The 16,513-nt window shown below is 36.1% G+C and carries 17 protein-coding genes; 9 read left to right on the top strand and 8 right to left on the bottom strand.

What is annotated here, in order from left to right:
• Nucleotides 1-75: 75 nt before the first annotated feature.
• Both serC and EG849_RS08490 read right to left on the bottom strand, forming a co-directional pair.
• Nucleotides 76-1,149 (bottom strand): 3-phosphoserine/phosphohydroxythreonine transaminase, encoded by a 1,074-nt coding sequence (gene serC / locus EG849_RS08495; protein ID WP_125012657.1) that lies wholly within the window; start codon nt 1,147-1,149, stop codon nt 76-78.
• Between the two features lie 248 nt (nt 1,150-1,397).
• On the bottom strand, nt 1,398-2,456 hold the full coding sequence (locus tag EG849_RS08490) for an acyl-CoA reductase (protein ID WP_125012656.1): 1,059 nt from the start codon (nt 2,454-2,456) through the stop codon (nt 1,398-1,400).
• A 140-nt stretch (nt 2,457-2,596) separates the two neighbouring features.
• On the opposite strand from EG849_RS08490, the gene EG849_RS08485 reads away from it, so the two are divergent.
• Nucleotides 2,597-2,947 (top strand): 4Fe-4S dicluster domain-containing protein, encoded by a 351-nt coding sequence (locus EG849_RS08485; protein ID WP_125012655.1) that lies wholly within the window; start codon nt 2,597-2,599, stop codon nt 2,945-2,947.
• A 469-nt stretch (nt 2,948-3,416) separates the two neighbouring features.
• On the opposite strand, the gene EG849_RS08480 is transcribed toward EG849_RS08485, so the two are convergent.
• The gene (locus tag EG849_RS08480) at nt 3,417-3,953 is read right to left on the bottom strand and encodes a hypothetical protein (protein WP_125012654.1); all 537 of its coding nucleotides are present in this window, start codon (nt 3,951-3,953) and stop codon (nt 3,417-3,419) included.
• 217 nt (nt 3,954-4,170) lie between these two features.
• Between EG849_RS08480 and ychF the strand changes: the two genes are divergently transcribed.
• The 8 genes from ychF to EG849_RS08440 all read left to right on the top strand — a co-directional run bounded on the left by ychF (nt 4,171) and on the right by EG849_RS08440 (nt 13,736).
• Complete coding sequence (gene ychF, locus EG849_RS08475; protein ID WP_125012653.1) at nt 4,171-5,265, top strand: redox-regulated ATPase YchF; 1,095 nt, start codon at nt 4,171-4,173, stop codon at nt 5,263-5,265.
• An 84-nt stretch (nt 5,266-5,349) separates the two neighbouring features.
• Nucleotides 5,350-5,994, top strand: a complete 645-nt coding sequence (locus EG849_RS08470) for a hypothetical protein (RefSeq protein WP_125012652.1) — start codon at nt 5,350-5,352, stop codon at nt 5,992-5,994.
• A 241-nt stretch (nt 5,995-6,235) separates the two neighbouring features.
• Complete coding sequence (locus EG849_RS08465; protein WP_125012651.1) at nt 6,236-7,180, top strand: YihY/virulence factor BrkB family protein; 945 nt, start codon at nt 6,236-6,238, stop codon at nt 7,178-7,180.
• A 2-nt stretch (nt 7,181-7,182) separates the two neighbouring features.
• Nucleotides 7,183-7,710, top strand: a complete 528-nt coding sequence (locus EG849_RS08460; RefSeq protein ID WP_125012650.1) for an NADPH-dependent FMN reductase — start codon at nt 7,183-7,185, stop codon at nt 7,708-7,710.
• Nucleotides 7,711-7,715: 5 nt separating this feature from the next.
• A complete protein-coding gene (locus EG849_RS08455) occupies nt 7,716-8,390 on the top strand; it encodes a TIGR02117 family protein (RefSeq protein WP_125012649.1) in 675 nt (224 codons plus the stop codon).
• 384 nt (nt 8,391-8,774) lie between these two features.
• On the top strand, nt 8,775-10,628 hold the full coding sequence (locus EG849_RS08450; RefSeq protein WP_125012648.1) for a DNA topoisomerase IV subunit B: 1,854 nt from the start codon (nt 8,775-8,777) through the stop codon (nt 10,626-10,628).
• Between the two features lie 43 nt (nt 10,629-10,671).
• Nucleotides 10,672-13,320, top strand: a complete 2,649-nt coding sequence (locus tag EG849_RS08445) for a DNA gyrase/topoisomerase IV subunit A (protein ID WP_125012647.1) — start codon at nt 10,672-10,674, stop codon at nt 13,318-13,320.
• Between the two features lie 8 nt (nt 13,321-13,328).
• Nucleotides 13,329-13,736, top strand: coding sequence for a putative signal transducing protein (locus tag EG849_RS08440; protein WP_125012646.1), 408 nt, complete (start codon nt 13,329-13,331; stop codon nt 13,734-13,736).
• A gap of 66 nt (nt 13,737-13,802) precedes the next feature.
• Here the strand turns inward: EG849_RS08440 and EG849_RS08435 are convergent, their stop codons facing one another.
• From EG849_RS08435 to EG849_RS08415, 5 genes are all read right to left on the bottom strand, one after another.
• The gene (locus tag EG849_RS08435) at nt 13,803-14,576 is read right to left on the bottom strand and encodes a TerC family protein (protein WP_125012645.1); all 774 of its coding nucleotides are present in this window, start codon (nt 14,574-14,576) and stop codon (nt 13,803-13,805) included.
• A gap of 10 nt (nt 14,577-14,586) precedes the next feature.
• Nucleotides 14,587-14,964: a DNA topoisomerase IV gene (locus EG849_RS08430; protein ID WP_125012644.1), complete on the bottom strand. Its 378-nt coding sequence runs from the start codon at nt 14,962-14,964 to the stop codon at nt 14,587-14,589.
• A gap of 175 nt (nt 14,965-15,139) precedes the next feature.
• The gene (locus tag EG849_RS08425; RefSeq protein WP_125012643.1) at nt 15,140-15,715 is read right to left on the bottom strand and encodes a DUF1572 family protein; all 576 of its coding nucleotides are present in this window, start codon (nt 15,713-15,715) and stop codon (nt 15,140-15,142) included.
• A 1-nt stretch (nt 15,716) separates the two neighbouring features.
• Complete coding sequence (locus EG849_RS08420; RefSeq protein ID WP_125012642.1) at nt 15,717-16,289, bottom strand: pentapeptide repeat-containing protein; 573 nt, start codon at nt 16,287-16,289, stop codon at nt 15,717-15,719.
• On the bottom strand, nt 16,286-16,510 hold the full coding sequence (locus EG849_RS08415; RefSeq protein WP_125012641.1) for a DUF6095 family protein: 225 nt from the start codon (nt 16,508-16,510) through the stop codon (nt 16,286-16,288). Before EG849_RS08415 ends, EG849_RS08420 begins: the two co-directional genes overlap by 4 nt.
• Nucleotides 16,511-16,513: the final 3 nt, after the last annotated feature.

The raw sequence follows: 16,513 nt of genomic DNA, 5'->3' as shown, positions 1-16,513 counted from the left end.
AATTCCAATCGATACTTGTTTATTATTTTTTAAATTAATTTCAAGCTATTGATAAAATTCTGGTAGTCTAAAAATCTAAGAAATCGTAACTTCCAATTCTTTCATCACATCCACCAAAACCTGAACGCTTTCTAATGGCAATGCATTGTACATCGAAGCCCTGTAACCGCCAACAGAACGGTGTCCTGGCAAACCAGAAATTCCTGCTTCTTTCCACATTTTGTCAAACGTTTCTGCATGAGATGCATCGTTTAATAAAAAGGTAGCATTCATGTTCGAACGATCTTCTATAGAAGCACTTCCTTTAAACAATGGATTTCTATCGATTTCAGCATATAATAGTTCCGCTTTGGTGTTATTTATTTTTTCAATAGCCGAAATTCCACCTAAATTTTTCAACCATTGCATTGTCAAAAGCGAAGTATAAACTGCAAATACCGGAGGCGTATTGTACATGCTTTCTGCCTTGATGTGTTTTTCATAATCCAAAATACTTGGAATGGCTCTTCCTGTTTTGCCAAGAAGTTCTTCTTTTACAACCACCAATGTAACTCCAGCCGGACCCATGTTTTTTTGAGCTCCTGCATAAATCAAGTCAAATTTTGAAAAATCCAATTGGCGTGAAAAAATATCAGAACTCATATCGCAAACCACAGGAACATTCGTTTCTGGGAGGGATTTTATTTGCGTTCCGAAAATGGTATTGTTAGAAGTACAGTGAAAATAATCAGCATCAGTTGGAATCTCAAAGTTTTTCGGAATATGATTGTAATTTTCTTCTTTTGACGAAGCCACAACCACCGTTTCTCCAAAAGCTTTTGCTTCCTTGATTGCTCCCGAAGCCCAAGTTCCTGAATCTAAATAAGATGCTTTTCCATTTTCTTTTAGCAAATTAAAAGGAATTCTCAAAAACTCCATACTGGCGCCACCTTGCAGAAATAAAGCTTGGTAGCCTTTGTTTTCAAGGCCTAAAAGTTCCAATGCTAAAGTTCTTGCTTCCTCCATAACCGCCACGAAATCTTTGCTTCTGTGTGAAATTTCTAAAATCGATAACCCGGAGTTATTGAAATTTAAAACTGCTTGAGATGCTTTTTCGAAAACTTCTTGTGGTAAAATGCAAGGACCCGCACTGTAATTGTGTTTTTTCATTGTGTGTGTTTAGAATGTGTTGCCTAAAATTTGAAATGCAAATTTCAGAAATTACATAAAAACATTTGTTTACGATTAGGTAATAATTTGATAAGGTTATTAACGAAAACGTTGTAGTTGAACTGTTTTTAAATGCAGATTAGAAGATATGTATTATAAATCATACGGTTTTCTTAAGAATACATTTAGCATAAGCTAAAAAAACCGCAGATTAAGATATAAATAAGCTGTTAATCTGGTACAATTCCTTAAATTGATTGTAAGAATTTTATAGTATCCACATTATCTGCATAATCCCAAAGTTCAGGCTTTTGCGTTTTTCCAAACGGAATGCTGTTTTCAATAGTTCCGTTAGAAACGATGCACTGTATCTGGTCTTTTTCAGTTTCCAAGCGCTTTTTTAAATCGTTTAGATCTTTATAAAATTCATAGAAAACACTTGAAATAGGAGAGGAATAACTGGAATCTTCTTTAATGGTAAGAAATCCGTTGTCTAACAATTTAAAATTGCTCATCAAGAAAACCGCCTTGTTGTAATCATAATTATTAGCGTATTTTTCATAATGGATCACGTCTTGATGGCCGAAAATGCCTTCGAAGAACGGATCAAATATATAATCCTTTGGAACAAATAATTTGGAAACATTTCTACAGCCCAATCCAAAATACCTGAAAATATCTTCACCTAATTTATGAAAATCCTCAGGAGATTCTTTTCCTGTTAAAACTGCAACTGAATTTCTATTTTTGCGAATAATTGAAGGTTTGTCTTTAAAATAATATTCAAAATAACGTGCGGTATTATTGCTTCCGGTGGCAATTACAGCATCAAAGTTTTCTAATTTTCCTTCCACGAAAGTGATGTAATTAGCTAATTCTGGCTCGAACGCAATCATATATTTTGCTAAGAAAGGAAGCAAATGTTGGTCGTTTGAAGAGGTCTTGACCAAAACTTTATGCCCGGAAATTAAAACGGATAAAAAGTCGTGAAATCCCACTAACGGAATGTTTCCGGCTAAAATCAATCCAACGGTTTTTGGTTCAATTTCTTTTAAATCATACGCAGAAAGCCATTGATTTAAATTTTCTTCGGTTAACGCTTCAGCCCAAGAATTTACCGCAAAATATACTTGTTCAGGCGTGTACCAACCGTTATGCGATTGCGAAAGCAGTATTAAATCTAAAAAATCATTGAAAAACAAATCGTTATATAAAACGTTTTCGTTTCTAGTGCTTTCATTTTCAGAAAATTGGCTTAGGAATTTCCCAAGTTCAACGAAAATATTTTTTTTATGTTCTAAAGTCATATTGATTTGCTTATGAATTGTTTTGGATGTAATTTTGCAACAAAAATAAGCTATAATAGTTGTAAGTCAAAAAGGGTTAAGGCGAAACTTTAAATGTTTGCTAGCTCATATCTTATAATTCATAACTCATAATTAGATAAATGGCAATCATAATAACAGACGAATGCATCAATTGTGGTGCTTGCGAACCAGAATGTCCAAACACCGCAATTTATGAAGGTGCGGACGACTGGAGATATAAAGACGGAACAAAATTAAGCGGTAAAATAATTTTACCAAGTGGTGAAGAAGTAGATGCGAATGATGCGCAAACGCCAATTTCTGACGACATTTATTACATCGTTCCCGGAAAATGTACCGAATGTAAAGGTTTCCATGAAGAACCGCAATGCGCGGCAGTTTGTCCGGTGGATTGCTGTGTTCCTGATGATGATCATGTCGAAAGCGAAGAAACGTTGCTAAATCGACAGGCATTTTTGCACGGTGAATAATGTTTTTTTTAAAAATAAAACCAACCAAATAATTATAATTGTTTTGTTGGTTTTATTTTTTTTATTGAAGCGTAATGAATTAAGTGGATATAATATTTATAATGGAAAAGTCATAGCATAGAAAGTGTTATGGCAAGGTGTCAGTAAAAGCAGGGTTATGCATATGGAAAACGATTCATACCGTTATTTGAATATAATATCAAAAATGATACAATTAAAGCTTGGGATGGACGTCGAGTTTTATGCTCTAATTTTTCGGTTGGAGATCCTATCAAAATTATTGAAGATAAAATAGATAGTAACAAAGTTAGAATATATTCCTTATTTTTCTTTTGGGTTAAAAGGGAAGAACTTCTTGCTTTACTATTAATTTACATCATAATTTATGGATTTTTTAAAATTTTTGTCATAAAAAATCCTGAACGTAAATTCAGGATTTTTCTTGTATTGAAAAAGTAATTTCAAATTATTATTTTGCTCTGGTATAGGTTTCAACGCTAACTTTATCAGATTTGTCATCATACGTTTCTACAACCAAGTTTCCTTTAGTGTCAAAATAACCAATGGAAGTAGCGTTTTTTCCTCTATAAATGTAACTGTTTGTTGAAGTAGCTCTCAAAACACCTACTTTTTTATTATCTGGGGAAATAATAGCATATCCAGAAGGATCTAATTTTAACTGATAATTTTTTCCGTTGTAATCATAGTATGCAGAACGGTCCACATCTACAGTACGTGTCGAACCATCAGGATTTGTAACCGTAGTTTTTGATATCACCTGTACTGGCGACTGTTTCATATCTTTGTTCAACGCGTTTGAATCAGCATCTTGAAACTCAATATTTTGAACTTCTTGGACTTCTTGCGTTTTTAATATTTTTTTCTCTCCGTCAGAGTCTTTAACAGTTGTTACCGTTGTCTTTTGGATATCGGTGACATTTTTGTTTTGTGCCTGAATGCTCATTGCAGCGAATAAAGTCATGCAGCTTATTAAAATCGTTTTCATAGTACTTCTAATTTAGAGTGTTTTATTTTAACAAATTTACGACATAAATGTTAATTTAATTAGTATAAAAACATAAAGTATTTGTAAATAATCGATTTTAGTATACAATTCTTTATTCTTTTAGCAATTGCAATTACATTTTTATTTAAGTTAAAATTCAATTTCAAAAAGTGTATATTTGCACCCGTAAAAATATCAATATCATACTTATACCATAATGAAAGCAGGAATTGTAGGGTTGCCAAATGTTGGAAAATCAACATTGTTCAATTGTTTATCAAATGCAAAAGCACAAAGCGCGAACTTTCCGTTTTGTACAATTGAGCCAAATATTGGAGTTGTAAACGTTCCAGACCCGAGAATCAACAAATTGGAAGAATTGGTAAAACCAGAACGCGTTCAAATGGCAACCGTTGATATTGTTGACATCGCAGGATTGGTAAAAGGAGCGAGCAAAGGAGAAGGCCTGGGAAATCAATTCTTAGGAAACATCCGCGAGTGTAATGCGATTATTCACGTTTTGCGTTGTTTTGACAATGATAATATTGTTCACGTTGACGGAAACGTAAACCCAATTCGTGACAAAGAAACAATCGATATCGAATTGCAATTGAAAGATCTAGAAACTGTTGAAAAACGTTTGGAGAAAGTAAACCGCGCTGCAAAAACAGGAAACAAAGAAGCACAGACTGAAAAAGCACTTTTAGACCGTGTTAAAGAAGCATTGTTGCAAGCAAAATCAGCTCGTACAATCACGCCACAAAACAATGACGAAGAAGAATTAATGGAGTCTTTTCAATTAATTACGGCAAAACCGGTTCTTTATGTTTGTAATGTTGACGAAAATTCTGCTGTAAACGGGAACGCTTATGTAGATCAAGTTCGTGAATTAGTAAAAGACGAAGATGCAGAAGTAATCATTCTTTCTGTTGGCGCAGAAGCTGACATTACCGAATTAGAAAGCTATGAAGAGCGCCAAGTTTTTCTTGAAGATATGGGATTGACTGAGCCGGGAGCTTCTGTTTTGATCCGTGCGGCTTACAAACTATTGAAACAACAGACTTATTTCACTGCCGGAGTTAAAGAAGTTCGCGCTTGGACAATCAATATTGGTTCCACGGCGCCACAAGCGGCAGGTGTGATCCATACCGATTTTGAAAAAGGGTTTATCCGTGCCGAAGTGATTTCTTATGAAGACTACGTGCACTATGGTTCTGAAGCAAAAGCTAAAGAAGCGGGTAAATTTAAAGTGGAAGGAAAAGAATATATCGTGAAAGACGGTGACGTGATGCATTTTAGGTTCAACGTTTAATCTTTTTAGACTAATAATTAAAAGCGGCATTAATGCCGCTTTTTTTATGCTTAAGTTTTAATATATTGCTTGAAAAAAAATCAGATGAAAAATCTTATTTTCCTTTTGTTTGTTTCGCTTCTGTTTTCTTGCAAGGAAGAAGCCATTGGCAATGATTTATATTTTGACAATCCGCAACCAATAAATGATTCAGAATTAAAAGAAATTCCACAAAAGTTTTTGGGATTATATAAAGATGCTGATTCTGTCTTCTTGCAAATCGATAAAAACCTGATTACAAAATATTACTTTGGTAAGTTCAAGATTCATAAATCAGAATTGGATTCTATTAAAAATGAGTTTGAAATGTCCAATGGGAAATTAATTGACAAAAAGACAAAAGCAATTTTCGAAACAAAGAAAATAGGCGACTCTATTGAATTATCTAATAAGAATTGCGACACAATTTTTCAAATTTCTGCTACTCAAAAAGTAAAACAAATTAGTAGAGATTTGATTTTGAATTCAAAATTTGATAATCTTTGGCAAGTAAATATTATTTCTCTTAAGAAAAAATCTTTGAAATTTAAGTACCTTTCGGTTGAAGATTTGAATTCTTTAGATTCAATTATGTCAATTAAATCTATAATGATTGACTCTTCATATTATCTGTTGAAACCTTCCAGAAAAGAGTTTAAAAAATTTCTACATTCTAACTTAAGTCATGAGTTTTTATATCAAAAGCTTTAATTTCTGGGCGTGACGGCAAGAAAAAAGCCGGACGGCATTTTCCTTGCCGTCGGGCTTTCTGCTCTATCTTTTTTTGTTCTTAAAAAAAGAACAAAAAAAGGATGCCGCGCCAATCCCTCACGCGAACGTATATCCAGTACCCATAAACAATTGACCAAAACCCAACGTTAAAAATCCCCTAAACCAATTCAAAATTTTATCAGAATAAGTTATATTTGAGTAAACCAAAACCAAAATCATCGTGAAAACCAAAGGAATTATCTCAAAAACCTGGTACCTGCTCAAAACCACATTCAATGAATTCTTGGAAGACAACGCTATTAAATTAAGTGCGTCATTGTCTTACTATACCATTTTTGCGTTGCCGCCGCTGATGATTATTATCATCACGCTTTGTGGATTTTTCTTTGGAAAAGACGCTGTGACGGGACAATTATACGGACAGATAAACGGTTTGGTCGGAAACGATGCGGCGGTACAAATCCAAAATGCGATTAAAAATGTAGAGCTGTCAGACAGTAATGTTTTTGCCACTGTTTTCGGAGGAATAATGCTGCTGATTGGGGCGTCTGGAGTTTTTGCCGAAATTCAAAGTTCCATCAATTTTATCTGGGGACTTCGCGCAAAACCCGACAAGGGAATCAAAAAATTCATCCAAAACAGGCTGATGTCGTTTTCAATGATCGCTTCCGTGGGATTTTTGTTGATTGTCAGTTTGCTGGTCAATTCGCTGATGGATGTGCTGAGCGCCAGATTGAAATTATATTTTCCTGAAAGCACTGTTTACCTGTTTTATATTTTAAATATTTTAATCGTATTTTTTATAATCACATTGCTTTTTGCCATCATTTTCAGGACCTTGCCAGACGGAAATATCAAGTGGAAAGATGCTTTTATCGGTGCTTCAAGCACCGCAATTTTATTTATGATCGGTAAATTTGCCATCGGGTTTTATTTAGGAAGTTCTGATGTGGCCACGGTTTATGGCGCTGCGGGTTCGGTAATTATAATTTTGCTTTGGGTGTATTATTCGGCCATAATTCTGTATTTTGGTGCCGAATTTACAAAGGTATATGCCAAGGCTTTTGGCGGAAGCATCAGTCCGAATGAATATTCAGTTGAAATTCAAAAAGAAGTTTTTGAAATCGTGGAGCCAGAGAAAAAAGAAACGACTAAACCAGAATAAATATGAGAATAATCGCTTTTGCAGGAAGTTCGAGCAAAAATTCAATCAACAAGAAATTAGCAATTTACACGGCCAGTTTATTTAAAAAGGCTGATGTGGAAATTTTAGATTTAAACGATTATGAATTACCGCTTTTCAGCGTGGATAAAGAAGCCGAATTAGGCAAGCCAGAATTGGCTAAAAAATTTTTAGAGAAATTAGCTTCGGCTGATATTTTAGTGCTTTCATTAGCAGAACATAACGCCGGATTAACCGCAGCTTTTAAAAATATTTACGATTGGGCTTCGCGCCAAGATAAAGTTGTTTTTCAAGAAAAACCAATGCTTTTAACGGCAACTTCGCCAGGCAGGGGTGGCGGAAGAAATGCAATTGAAGCAGCAAAAATCAGCTTGCCAAAATATGGTGGAAACATTAAGGAAACTTTTTTCTTGCCTTCCTTTAATGAAAATTTCGACATTGAAAAAGGCCAGATCTCAAACGAAGAATTTGACAATCAATTGAGGGAAATCGTAGCTAATTTTTCAATTTGAAACCGTTGAGACGAATACTCAGAATAGTGCTGAAATTCCTTTTGGGAGTTTTGGCATTTTTTGTCTTGTACATTATTTGTGCCTTGGTTTTACCGCTAATTTCGGTTAATTCTCATGATAAAGATGTCAAAGAAGATGTGGCGATTTATATAAAAAGCAACGGTGTCCATACGGATATTGTCGTTCCGATAAAGACCGAATATAAAGATTGGAGCCAGAAATTGAAGTTTAATCACATTTCTTCAAAAGATTCCACCATGCAATTTGTGGGATTAGGTTGGGGCGATAAAGGATTTTATCTGAACACGCCAGAATGGTCTGATTTAAAATTCAGCACCGCTTTTAACGCTGCATTTTATTTAGGAACTTCAGCAATGCACGCGACTTTTTACAAGCAAATAAAAGAAAACGAAGATTGCATCAAAATCAATATCAGCAAAGAGGAATATCAAAAGCTGATTGCGTACATCGAGGATAGTTTTCAGGTCGATGCTGAGGGCAATACGATTTTGATAAATGCCACAACTTACGGGCAAAACGATAGCTTTTATGAAGCCCACAGAAAATACAGCTTGTTTTATACCTGCAATACTTGGGCAAATAACGCCTTAAAAAGTGCCGACCAAAAAGCAGCGTTTTGGAGTCCGACGGATACCGGAATCTTTCGTCATTATAAATAAATTAAACACGCATTTTGCAGATTTTCATGATGTTTTTTTAAATTTCTATTAGACATAAACTGCATCACTGCCCCAGATTGCAGGGGAAAGCATTTTAATGGAAAGCCTATTTTTTGCCGGACTGAAAATGCGACCAAAGGAAGCTCTTTTCAGGCCTTGCAAAAAAAGGTTTTTTAGTTGAAATCTTGTACCGAAAAGCGGGATTGGGCACTAAAAAGAGTTGGCAGTTTACAGTTTTTAGTGGACGGCAAATTGGGAAAACTCAAAATTCAGAACGCATAATTCATCCCTTATTTTGTCAATATTGTCTTGAAAACTTTACATTCCAAACCTTTCATTTCTCTAGTGAATGCTGTATATTAGCACCAAATCCATAATTTTCAAATGTCAGAACAAAATCAGTATACCGAAGACAATATCCGTTCCCTCGACTGGAAAGAGCATATCAGAATGCGGCCTGGGATGTATATCGGAAAATTGGGCGACGGTTCTTCACCAGACGATGGTATTTATATTTTATTGAAAGAGGTTTTGGACAACTGTATCGACGAGTTCGTTATGGGTGCCGGAAAAACTATTGAAGTGACCATCAAGGACAAAACCGTTGCCGTGAGAGATTATGGCCGCGGGATTCCGCTTGGAAAAGTCGTTGATGTGGTTTCAAAAATGAACACGGGAGGAAAATACGATTCGCTCGCGTTTAAGAAATCGGTAGGTTTGAATGGTGTCGGAACCAAGGCCGTGAACGCTTTGTCAAACTATTTTAGGGTAGAGTCTGTAAGGGAAGACAAGCAAAAAGCGGCGGAATTTTCTGCGGGAAATTTGGTTCTTGAGGAAGATATCATTGAGACTACAAAGCGAAAAGGAACGAAAGTAACGTTCATTCCGGACGAAGCGATTTTTAAAAACTACAAATTCAGAAATGAATATGTAATCAAGATGCTGAAAAATTATTGCTACCTGAATACAGGCTTGACGATAATTTATAACGGCGAAAAATATTTTTCTGAAAATGGATTGAAAGATTTATTGGAAGAAAACATTGCCGAAGAGGATATGGTGTATCCGATTATCCATCTAATTGGCGAAGATATTGAAGTGGCTTTGACACACAGTAAATCGCAATATTCTGAAGAATACCATTCGTTTGTAAACGGCCAAAATACGACGCAAGGAGGAACCCATTTATTGGCGTTTCGCGAAGCGGTTGTAAAAACCATTCGAGAGTTTTATAACAAAGGTTTTGAGCCTTCAGATATTCGAAAATCGATTGTTAGTGCGGTTTCGGTAAAAGTAATGGAGCCAGTTTTTGAGTCGCAGACCAAGACCAAATTAGGTTCGACCGATATGGGGCCCGATTTGCCTTCGGTTCGAACTTTTGTGAACGATTTCGTAAAAAATAAATTAGATAACTTCCTGCATAAAAATCCAGACGTTGCCGATTTGCTTTTGCGCAAGATCCTGCAAGCCGAAAGGGAACGCAAGGAGCTTTCAGGAATTCGAAAATTAGCGAAAGACAGGGCAAAGAAAGCCAATCTTCATAACAAGAAATTACGGGATTGCAGAGTTCACTTTACCGATGTTAAAAATCCAAGATACTTAGAAAGTACGCTTTTTATCACCGAAGGAGATTCGGCTTCGGGGTCGATAACAAAATCCCGCGACGTGAACACGCAAGGTGTTTTCAGTTTGCGTGGAAAGCCTTTAAATTCCTACGGGATGAGCAAAAAAATTGTTTATGAAAATGAAGAATTCAATTTGCTTCAATCGGCTTTAGATATTGAAGAAGGCATGGGCGATCTGCGTTACAATAACATTGTGATTGCTACGGATGCCGATGTCGATGGAATGCACATTCGATTACTGTTAATTACTTTTTTCTTGCAATTTTTTCCAGAATTGATCAAGGAAGGACATCTGTATATTCTTCAAACACCGCTGTTCAGGATCAGAAATAGAAAGGAAACGATTTATTGCTATTCAGAACAAGAGCGTGTGGATGCAATTGAAAAGTTAAAGCCAAAACCAGAAATCACGCGATTTAAAGGTTTGGGAGAAATTTCTCCGGATGAGTTCAAGAATTTTATTGGAGAGACCATTCGCTTAGACCCGGTGATGATGGACAAAGGAACTTCAATTGAACAGCTTTTGTCTTTTTATATGGGAAAAAATACACCTGACAGACAGAAATTCATCATCAATAATTTGAAGGTGGAATTGGATGTTGTAGAGAAATAGAATAAAATTAGAATTGAAATAGTTTAAGGAACTAACTTAATAAATGGACGAAGAAGAAAATTTAGAGCCAATAGACGAAGGTCAAGAATCTACCGGATCTGCGACGCATTTTTACGACAACGAAGACGAAGACAGCCAAGGTACCATCACTAAGGTAACCGGAATGTACAAAGATTGGTTTTTGGATTATGCTTCCTACGTAATTCTGGAGCGTGCCGTTCCCGCGATTGAAGATGGTTTCAAGCCGGTGCAGCGCAGAATCATGCACTCAATGAAAGAACTGGACGACGGCCGTTACAATAAAGTGGCGAACATTGTCGGGCACACGATGCAGTATCACCCTCACGGAGATGCGAGTATCGGCGATGCTATGGTGCAGATCGGACAGAAAGATTTGATTATCGACATGCAGGGAAACTGGGGAAATATCCTCACGGGCGATGGTGCGGCGGCTTCCCGTTACATTGAGGCGCGAATCAGTAAATTCGGCCACGATGTATTGTATTCGCCAAAAATTACGCCTTGGCAAGCTTCTTATGATGGAAGGCGAAATGAACCGATAAACCTGCCGGTAAAATTTCCGCTATTGTTGGCACAAGGTGCTGAAGGTATTGCAGTCGGTCTTTCCACAAAAGTATTGCCCCATAACTTTAACGAGCTGATTGATAGTTCTATAAAAATATTAAGAGGAAAACCTTTTACCATATATCCCGATTTCCCAACGGCTGGTATCGCTGATGTTTCCAACTATAATGACGGATTGCGTGGCGGTCGTGTGCGTGTTCGTGCAAAGATCGGACAGTTAGATAAGCAGACTTTGGTGATTACCCAAATTCCTTTCTCAACAAACACAGGATCGTTGATTGAAAGTATCTTGAAAGCGAATGAAAAAGGGAAGATCAAAGTTAAAAAAATTGAAGACAATACCGCTGCGGAAGTTGAGATTTTAATCCATCTTTTCCCTGGCGTTTCTCCAGATAAAACCATTGATGCACTTTTCGCTTTTACAGCTTGTGAAACGTCGGTAGCGCCTTTAGGCTGTGTAATTGAAAACCACAAACCGTTGTTTATTGGCGTTTCAGAAATGTTGAAAATTTCAACTTTTAGAACGGTTGATTTGCTGAGGAAAGAGCTTGAAATTCAGTTAGATGAATTAGAAGAACAATGGCATTTTCTTTCTTTGGAACGTATTTTTATCGAAAAGAGAATCTACCGCGATATTGAGGAAGAAGAAACCTGGGATGGCGTTATCAGGGCCATCGATGAAGGCCTGAAACCGTACACGCAACATTTGAAACGTGCGGTAACCGAAGAAGATATTGCCCGTTTGACTGAAATTCGAATCAAGAGAATTTCAAAATTTGATATTGATAAAGCCCAAGAAAAAATTGAAGCTTTAGAAGGAGATATCGAACAAGTGAAATATGATTTAGAGCATATTACCGATTTTGCCATTGCCTTTTTTACCAAATTAAAAGAGAAATATGGAAAAGGTAAAGAACGCCAAACCGAACTTCGAATTTTTGATGATATCGAGGCGACCAAAGTCATTTTACGAAACACAAAGTTATATGTGAACCGTGAGGAAGGTTTCATCGGAACGGGTCTGAAAAAAGACGAATATGTAACCGATTGTTCGGATATTGATGATGTTATCGTTTTTCTTCGTGACGGGACAATGATGGTTTCAAAAGTAGATGACAAAAAATTCGTCGGAAAAGACATTATTCACGTAGCTATTTTCGACAAGCAAGACAAGCGAACGATTTACAATATGATTTACCGAGACGGAAAATCCGGGCCTTCGTACATAAAACGTTTCAATGTTTCGGGAATTACAAGAGATAAGGCGTATGCCCTTTCACAAGAAAAAGCCGGATCGCAAGTGCTGTATTTCTCTCATAATCCGAATGGGGAAGCCGAAGTGATTACGATTTTGCTGCGCCAGGTAGGCTCTGTGAAAAAGCTGAAATTCGATATTGACTTTGCTAATTTGGCGATTAAAGGACGCGCTTCCAAAGGAAATTTGGTGACCAAATACCCGATCAAAAAAATCGAATTGAAGGAAAAAGGAATTTCTACTTTAAAGCCAAGAAGAATTTGGTTTGACGATACCGTCCAGAAATTAAATGTCGATGGAAGAGGCGAGTTGTTGGGTGAATTCCGTCCAAACGACCGACTTTTAATCATCAATAAATCTGGGAAATTAAAAACCATTATTCCAGAACTGACGACGCATTTTGAGGAAGATATGGTCGTTTTAGAAAAATGGGTTCCTAAAAAACCGGTTTCGGCGATTTATTTCGATGGAGAAAAAGAAAAATATTTCATCAAGCGTTTCTTGATTGAAAATGAAAATAAAGAAGAGGTTTTTATAACCGAACATCCTAAGTCGCAATTGGAAATTGTTTCTACAGATTACCGTCCGGTTGCCGAAGTTATTTTCGCAAAAGTAAAAGGAGTTCAAAAAGACAACCAAACCATTGATTTAGAAGATTTTATTGCCGTAAAAGGAATTAAAGCGATTGGAAATCAATTGACGGGAGATAAATTGAAGCAAATTAATCTCTTAGAACCGTTGCCATATGAACCTCCAGTGGAAGAAATTCCGGAGGAAATGGAAGTAATCGATGAAGAACAAGGCGATGTTCATTTAGAAGACGACGGACAAATAACATTAAGTTTAGATTAAAAAAATCTATGAGTGAAAGCACTTTTTTAAAAATTGGTCAATATCAATATTCGAGTGAAGCCTTTATTTATAAGGGAAAATTGGAAGCTGATGGTATTGAAGTTTTTGTTCGTGATAACTTTACTATCGACAGCGATCCAATGGTTAGTAATGCAATTGGTGGAGTTAAGCTATTTGTTCTTGAAGAAGATTATAGACGTGCGATAGAAATTTTATCAGAAATTAGTACTTTTTCATTGGATGATAATGGTAAGCTTTTAAAATGTACAAATTGCGGTGCTGACAAAGTACAACTGATTACTACTGTAAAAGATTTAAAATCACTCTTTTCTTTCTTATTTTCTATGATTATGGTCGTAATTCCGTTCTATAATCTTTATAAATACAAATGTGAAGAATGTGGATATGAGTTTTAGATTTCTAAATAAAAAAACCTCCATTCTGAGAACGGAGGTTTTTTTATATCATATCAAAAGTGATATTTAGTGTGATTTCTTCCTCATTTTCATATTGATAAATTCTACGCCTAGAGAGAAAGCAATCGCAAAATACAAATACCCTTTTGGAACTACGCCAACGTGCTGTCCCGCCAATTGTGCGTTAGACAAGTGCATGCTTTCCGTAATCAGCATAAAACCGATCAAGATTAAAAAGGCCAGGCCAAGAATCTGGATCGATGGATTTGCATTCACGAAATTTCCAACTGGAACAGCAAATAACATCATGACTGCAACCGAAATTATAACCGCCGTAACCATAATATACAAAGCTCCTTCAATTCCGTTTGTCATCCCCACAGCAGTAAGAATCGAATCTACAGAGAAAATCAAGTCAATCAGCAAAATCTGAACGATCACATTTGAAAATGATTTTTTTGCCACATCTCCCAACGTCTTTTCTTCCTCGCCTTTGTGGTCCACTTTTTCGTGAATTTCTTTGGTGCTTTTATAAATCAAGAACAAACCTCCAAGCAATAAAATCATGGCCTGTCCCGTAATATCAGCGCTAAACCAGCCAAAATCAAATGAAAACCACGGGGCTTTCATGGCAATTAAAAAAGAGATGCCAAAAAGAAGGGCGATTCTCATGAACATCGCTAAAAACAAACCAATTCGTGTGGCTTTTTTTCGTTCTTCCACCGGAAGTTTTCCAGTTACAATCGAAATAAAGATTATATTGTCAATTCCTAAAATTATTTCTAAAAAAGTCAGCGTTAGCAACGCTATCAGAGCATCTGCGGTGAATAATATTTCCATATTTTACTATTTAATCGTTAATTTTAGTTACAGTTCCTTTTTGTTTTTTTGCTTCTCCTAATCTTGAGAATTCAAAGGTATAAGAATTTCCCTCAGTACTCAAAATTTTCATATGCACCGCCTGTTTTTCTGCCATATTTTTTGGGTTGATTTTTTCCAGCACAAATTCGCAGTCATTAATCCATCGCACTTTAGAACTATCCGTTTTGCCTTCATAAGTGTCGATTTCCAAAGTATCGTTTCGTACAAAATTCGAAACTTTTTTTACACCGTCTACTTCATATTCAAACTCAAATTTTCCCGTTTTAAAATCGGCACAATTACGCTCAATGTTGTAACAAGACATTGCAGATAGTGCCAAGACTGCCATAAGTACTTTCTTTTTCATAATTTTTTTTTATTTAAAGCTGTTCCCGCTTTTCGCTTTCCTCTTTTTTAAAAATCACTTTTTTTGCTGACACAAAAAACGAGCTTCCGTTGGTCGCTGTTTTTCTGTTGCAAAAAATAGCGCTTTCAAAAAAAGGATTTCCGCTTCAATCGGGGCTAAAAATCAGTTATTAATTCTATTTTAGTTTATTTAGTTCTTCTTCTGTAAAATTCTGTATGCTTTTTTCTTTCGAAAACTTTTCAGAATTATAATCTCCCGACTTATTCCTTGGGATCGAAAGGCTTTCCCATTCTGTTTTCTTCAGCAATTTGGCATAAAAAACAATTTGCCCAACGTGGTAGGCGTAATGTGCCAATTGCCTGTTAATCGCTTCCACAACAGAATGCCCTTCGTTTCTAATGTAAATAATGTCACTCAACTGCTCGGGTTGCAATGGATTTATCGCATTAAAAAGACAATCCCAACCTATATTCCAGTTTTCAAGCAATTCTTCCTTTGATTGATAGGTATCCAAAAATTCCCCATCGCGATCTCGCCACTCTTTTTCACCATCCAAAGTTAGAAAATCAGTCCATCGAGAAAGCATATTTCCTGATAAATGTTTCACAATTTGTGCAATGCTGTTGGTTTCTTCGTTCAAAGAGATAAAAAGCTGTTCATCTTCCAGCTGATTTATGGCTTTTTCGCCCAGCATTTTGTAATACAAAAATTGCTTTTTCGCACTTTCTAAAAAAGAAGCATTTGTTTCCATCTTAAACCAATTTTAAATTGTATTTTTCTAATAATCCGCCCGCATCTTTTAATGAAAACTTCGCTTTTTTAATCACGTTATTTTCGGGATCGATCGAAAAATTAAAAGCCTTAGATAAATCCGCTTCCGTTAAATTGGTTCTTTCAAACGAAGCACCGTTTAAATTGACTTCCTCAAAAACGGCTTTTAAAAGATTTGTTCCGGCAAAATTCACATCTTGCATAGAGCATTTTGTAAACTTGGTTTTCGCCATTTTCTTATTGGCAAAAGAACTGAAATCGAGCACGCAGTCGTTGAATTTTACTTCAAATAAAAAGTCTTCGCAATATTCAAACGCAATTCCCATCAATTTGCACGCTTCAAAAGTTACATTTTTTAAGCTTGTGGCATTAAGTTTTACCATCGAAAGATTACAGCCTTTAAAAGTACAATCTAAAAATTGCGACTGGGAAAAGTCGCTCCCGTATAAATCGCAATCGATAAAAGTGCAGTGGTCAAACTCTCTGTTTTTGACTGATTCTTCGGTATAAATTACTCGTGAAAAGGTTTTAACTACATGGACGGTCTCTGTCATTTTTTCTTAAATAAACTGTTCGTGATTTTTCGAAGTCCTAAAAAGACCATCATCATGGCGCTTAAGCACGTTATAATGCCGAAGCCTAAAACCGCGAAATAATAAGGATGGTTTGGGTTTTTAAATGCGCTGTGAATCACAACCGGCCCCAGAAATAGCAGGGGCATTGCGATTGACATATATAAAATTCCTTTCTGGAGTATTTTTCTATCCGTTTTCATTGC

The organism is Flavobacterium macacae, assembly GCF_003865365.1.
GTDB classification, from domain to species: Bacteria; Bacteroidota; Bacteroidia; order Flavobacteriales; family Flavobacteriaceae; genus Flavobacterium; species Flavobacterium macacae.
The sequence above is the reverse complement of the archived record's forward strand: the minus strand, read 5'-3'. Positions and strand labels throughout refer to the sequence as shown.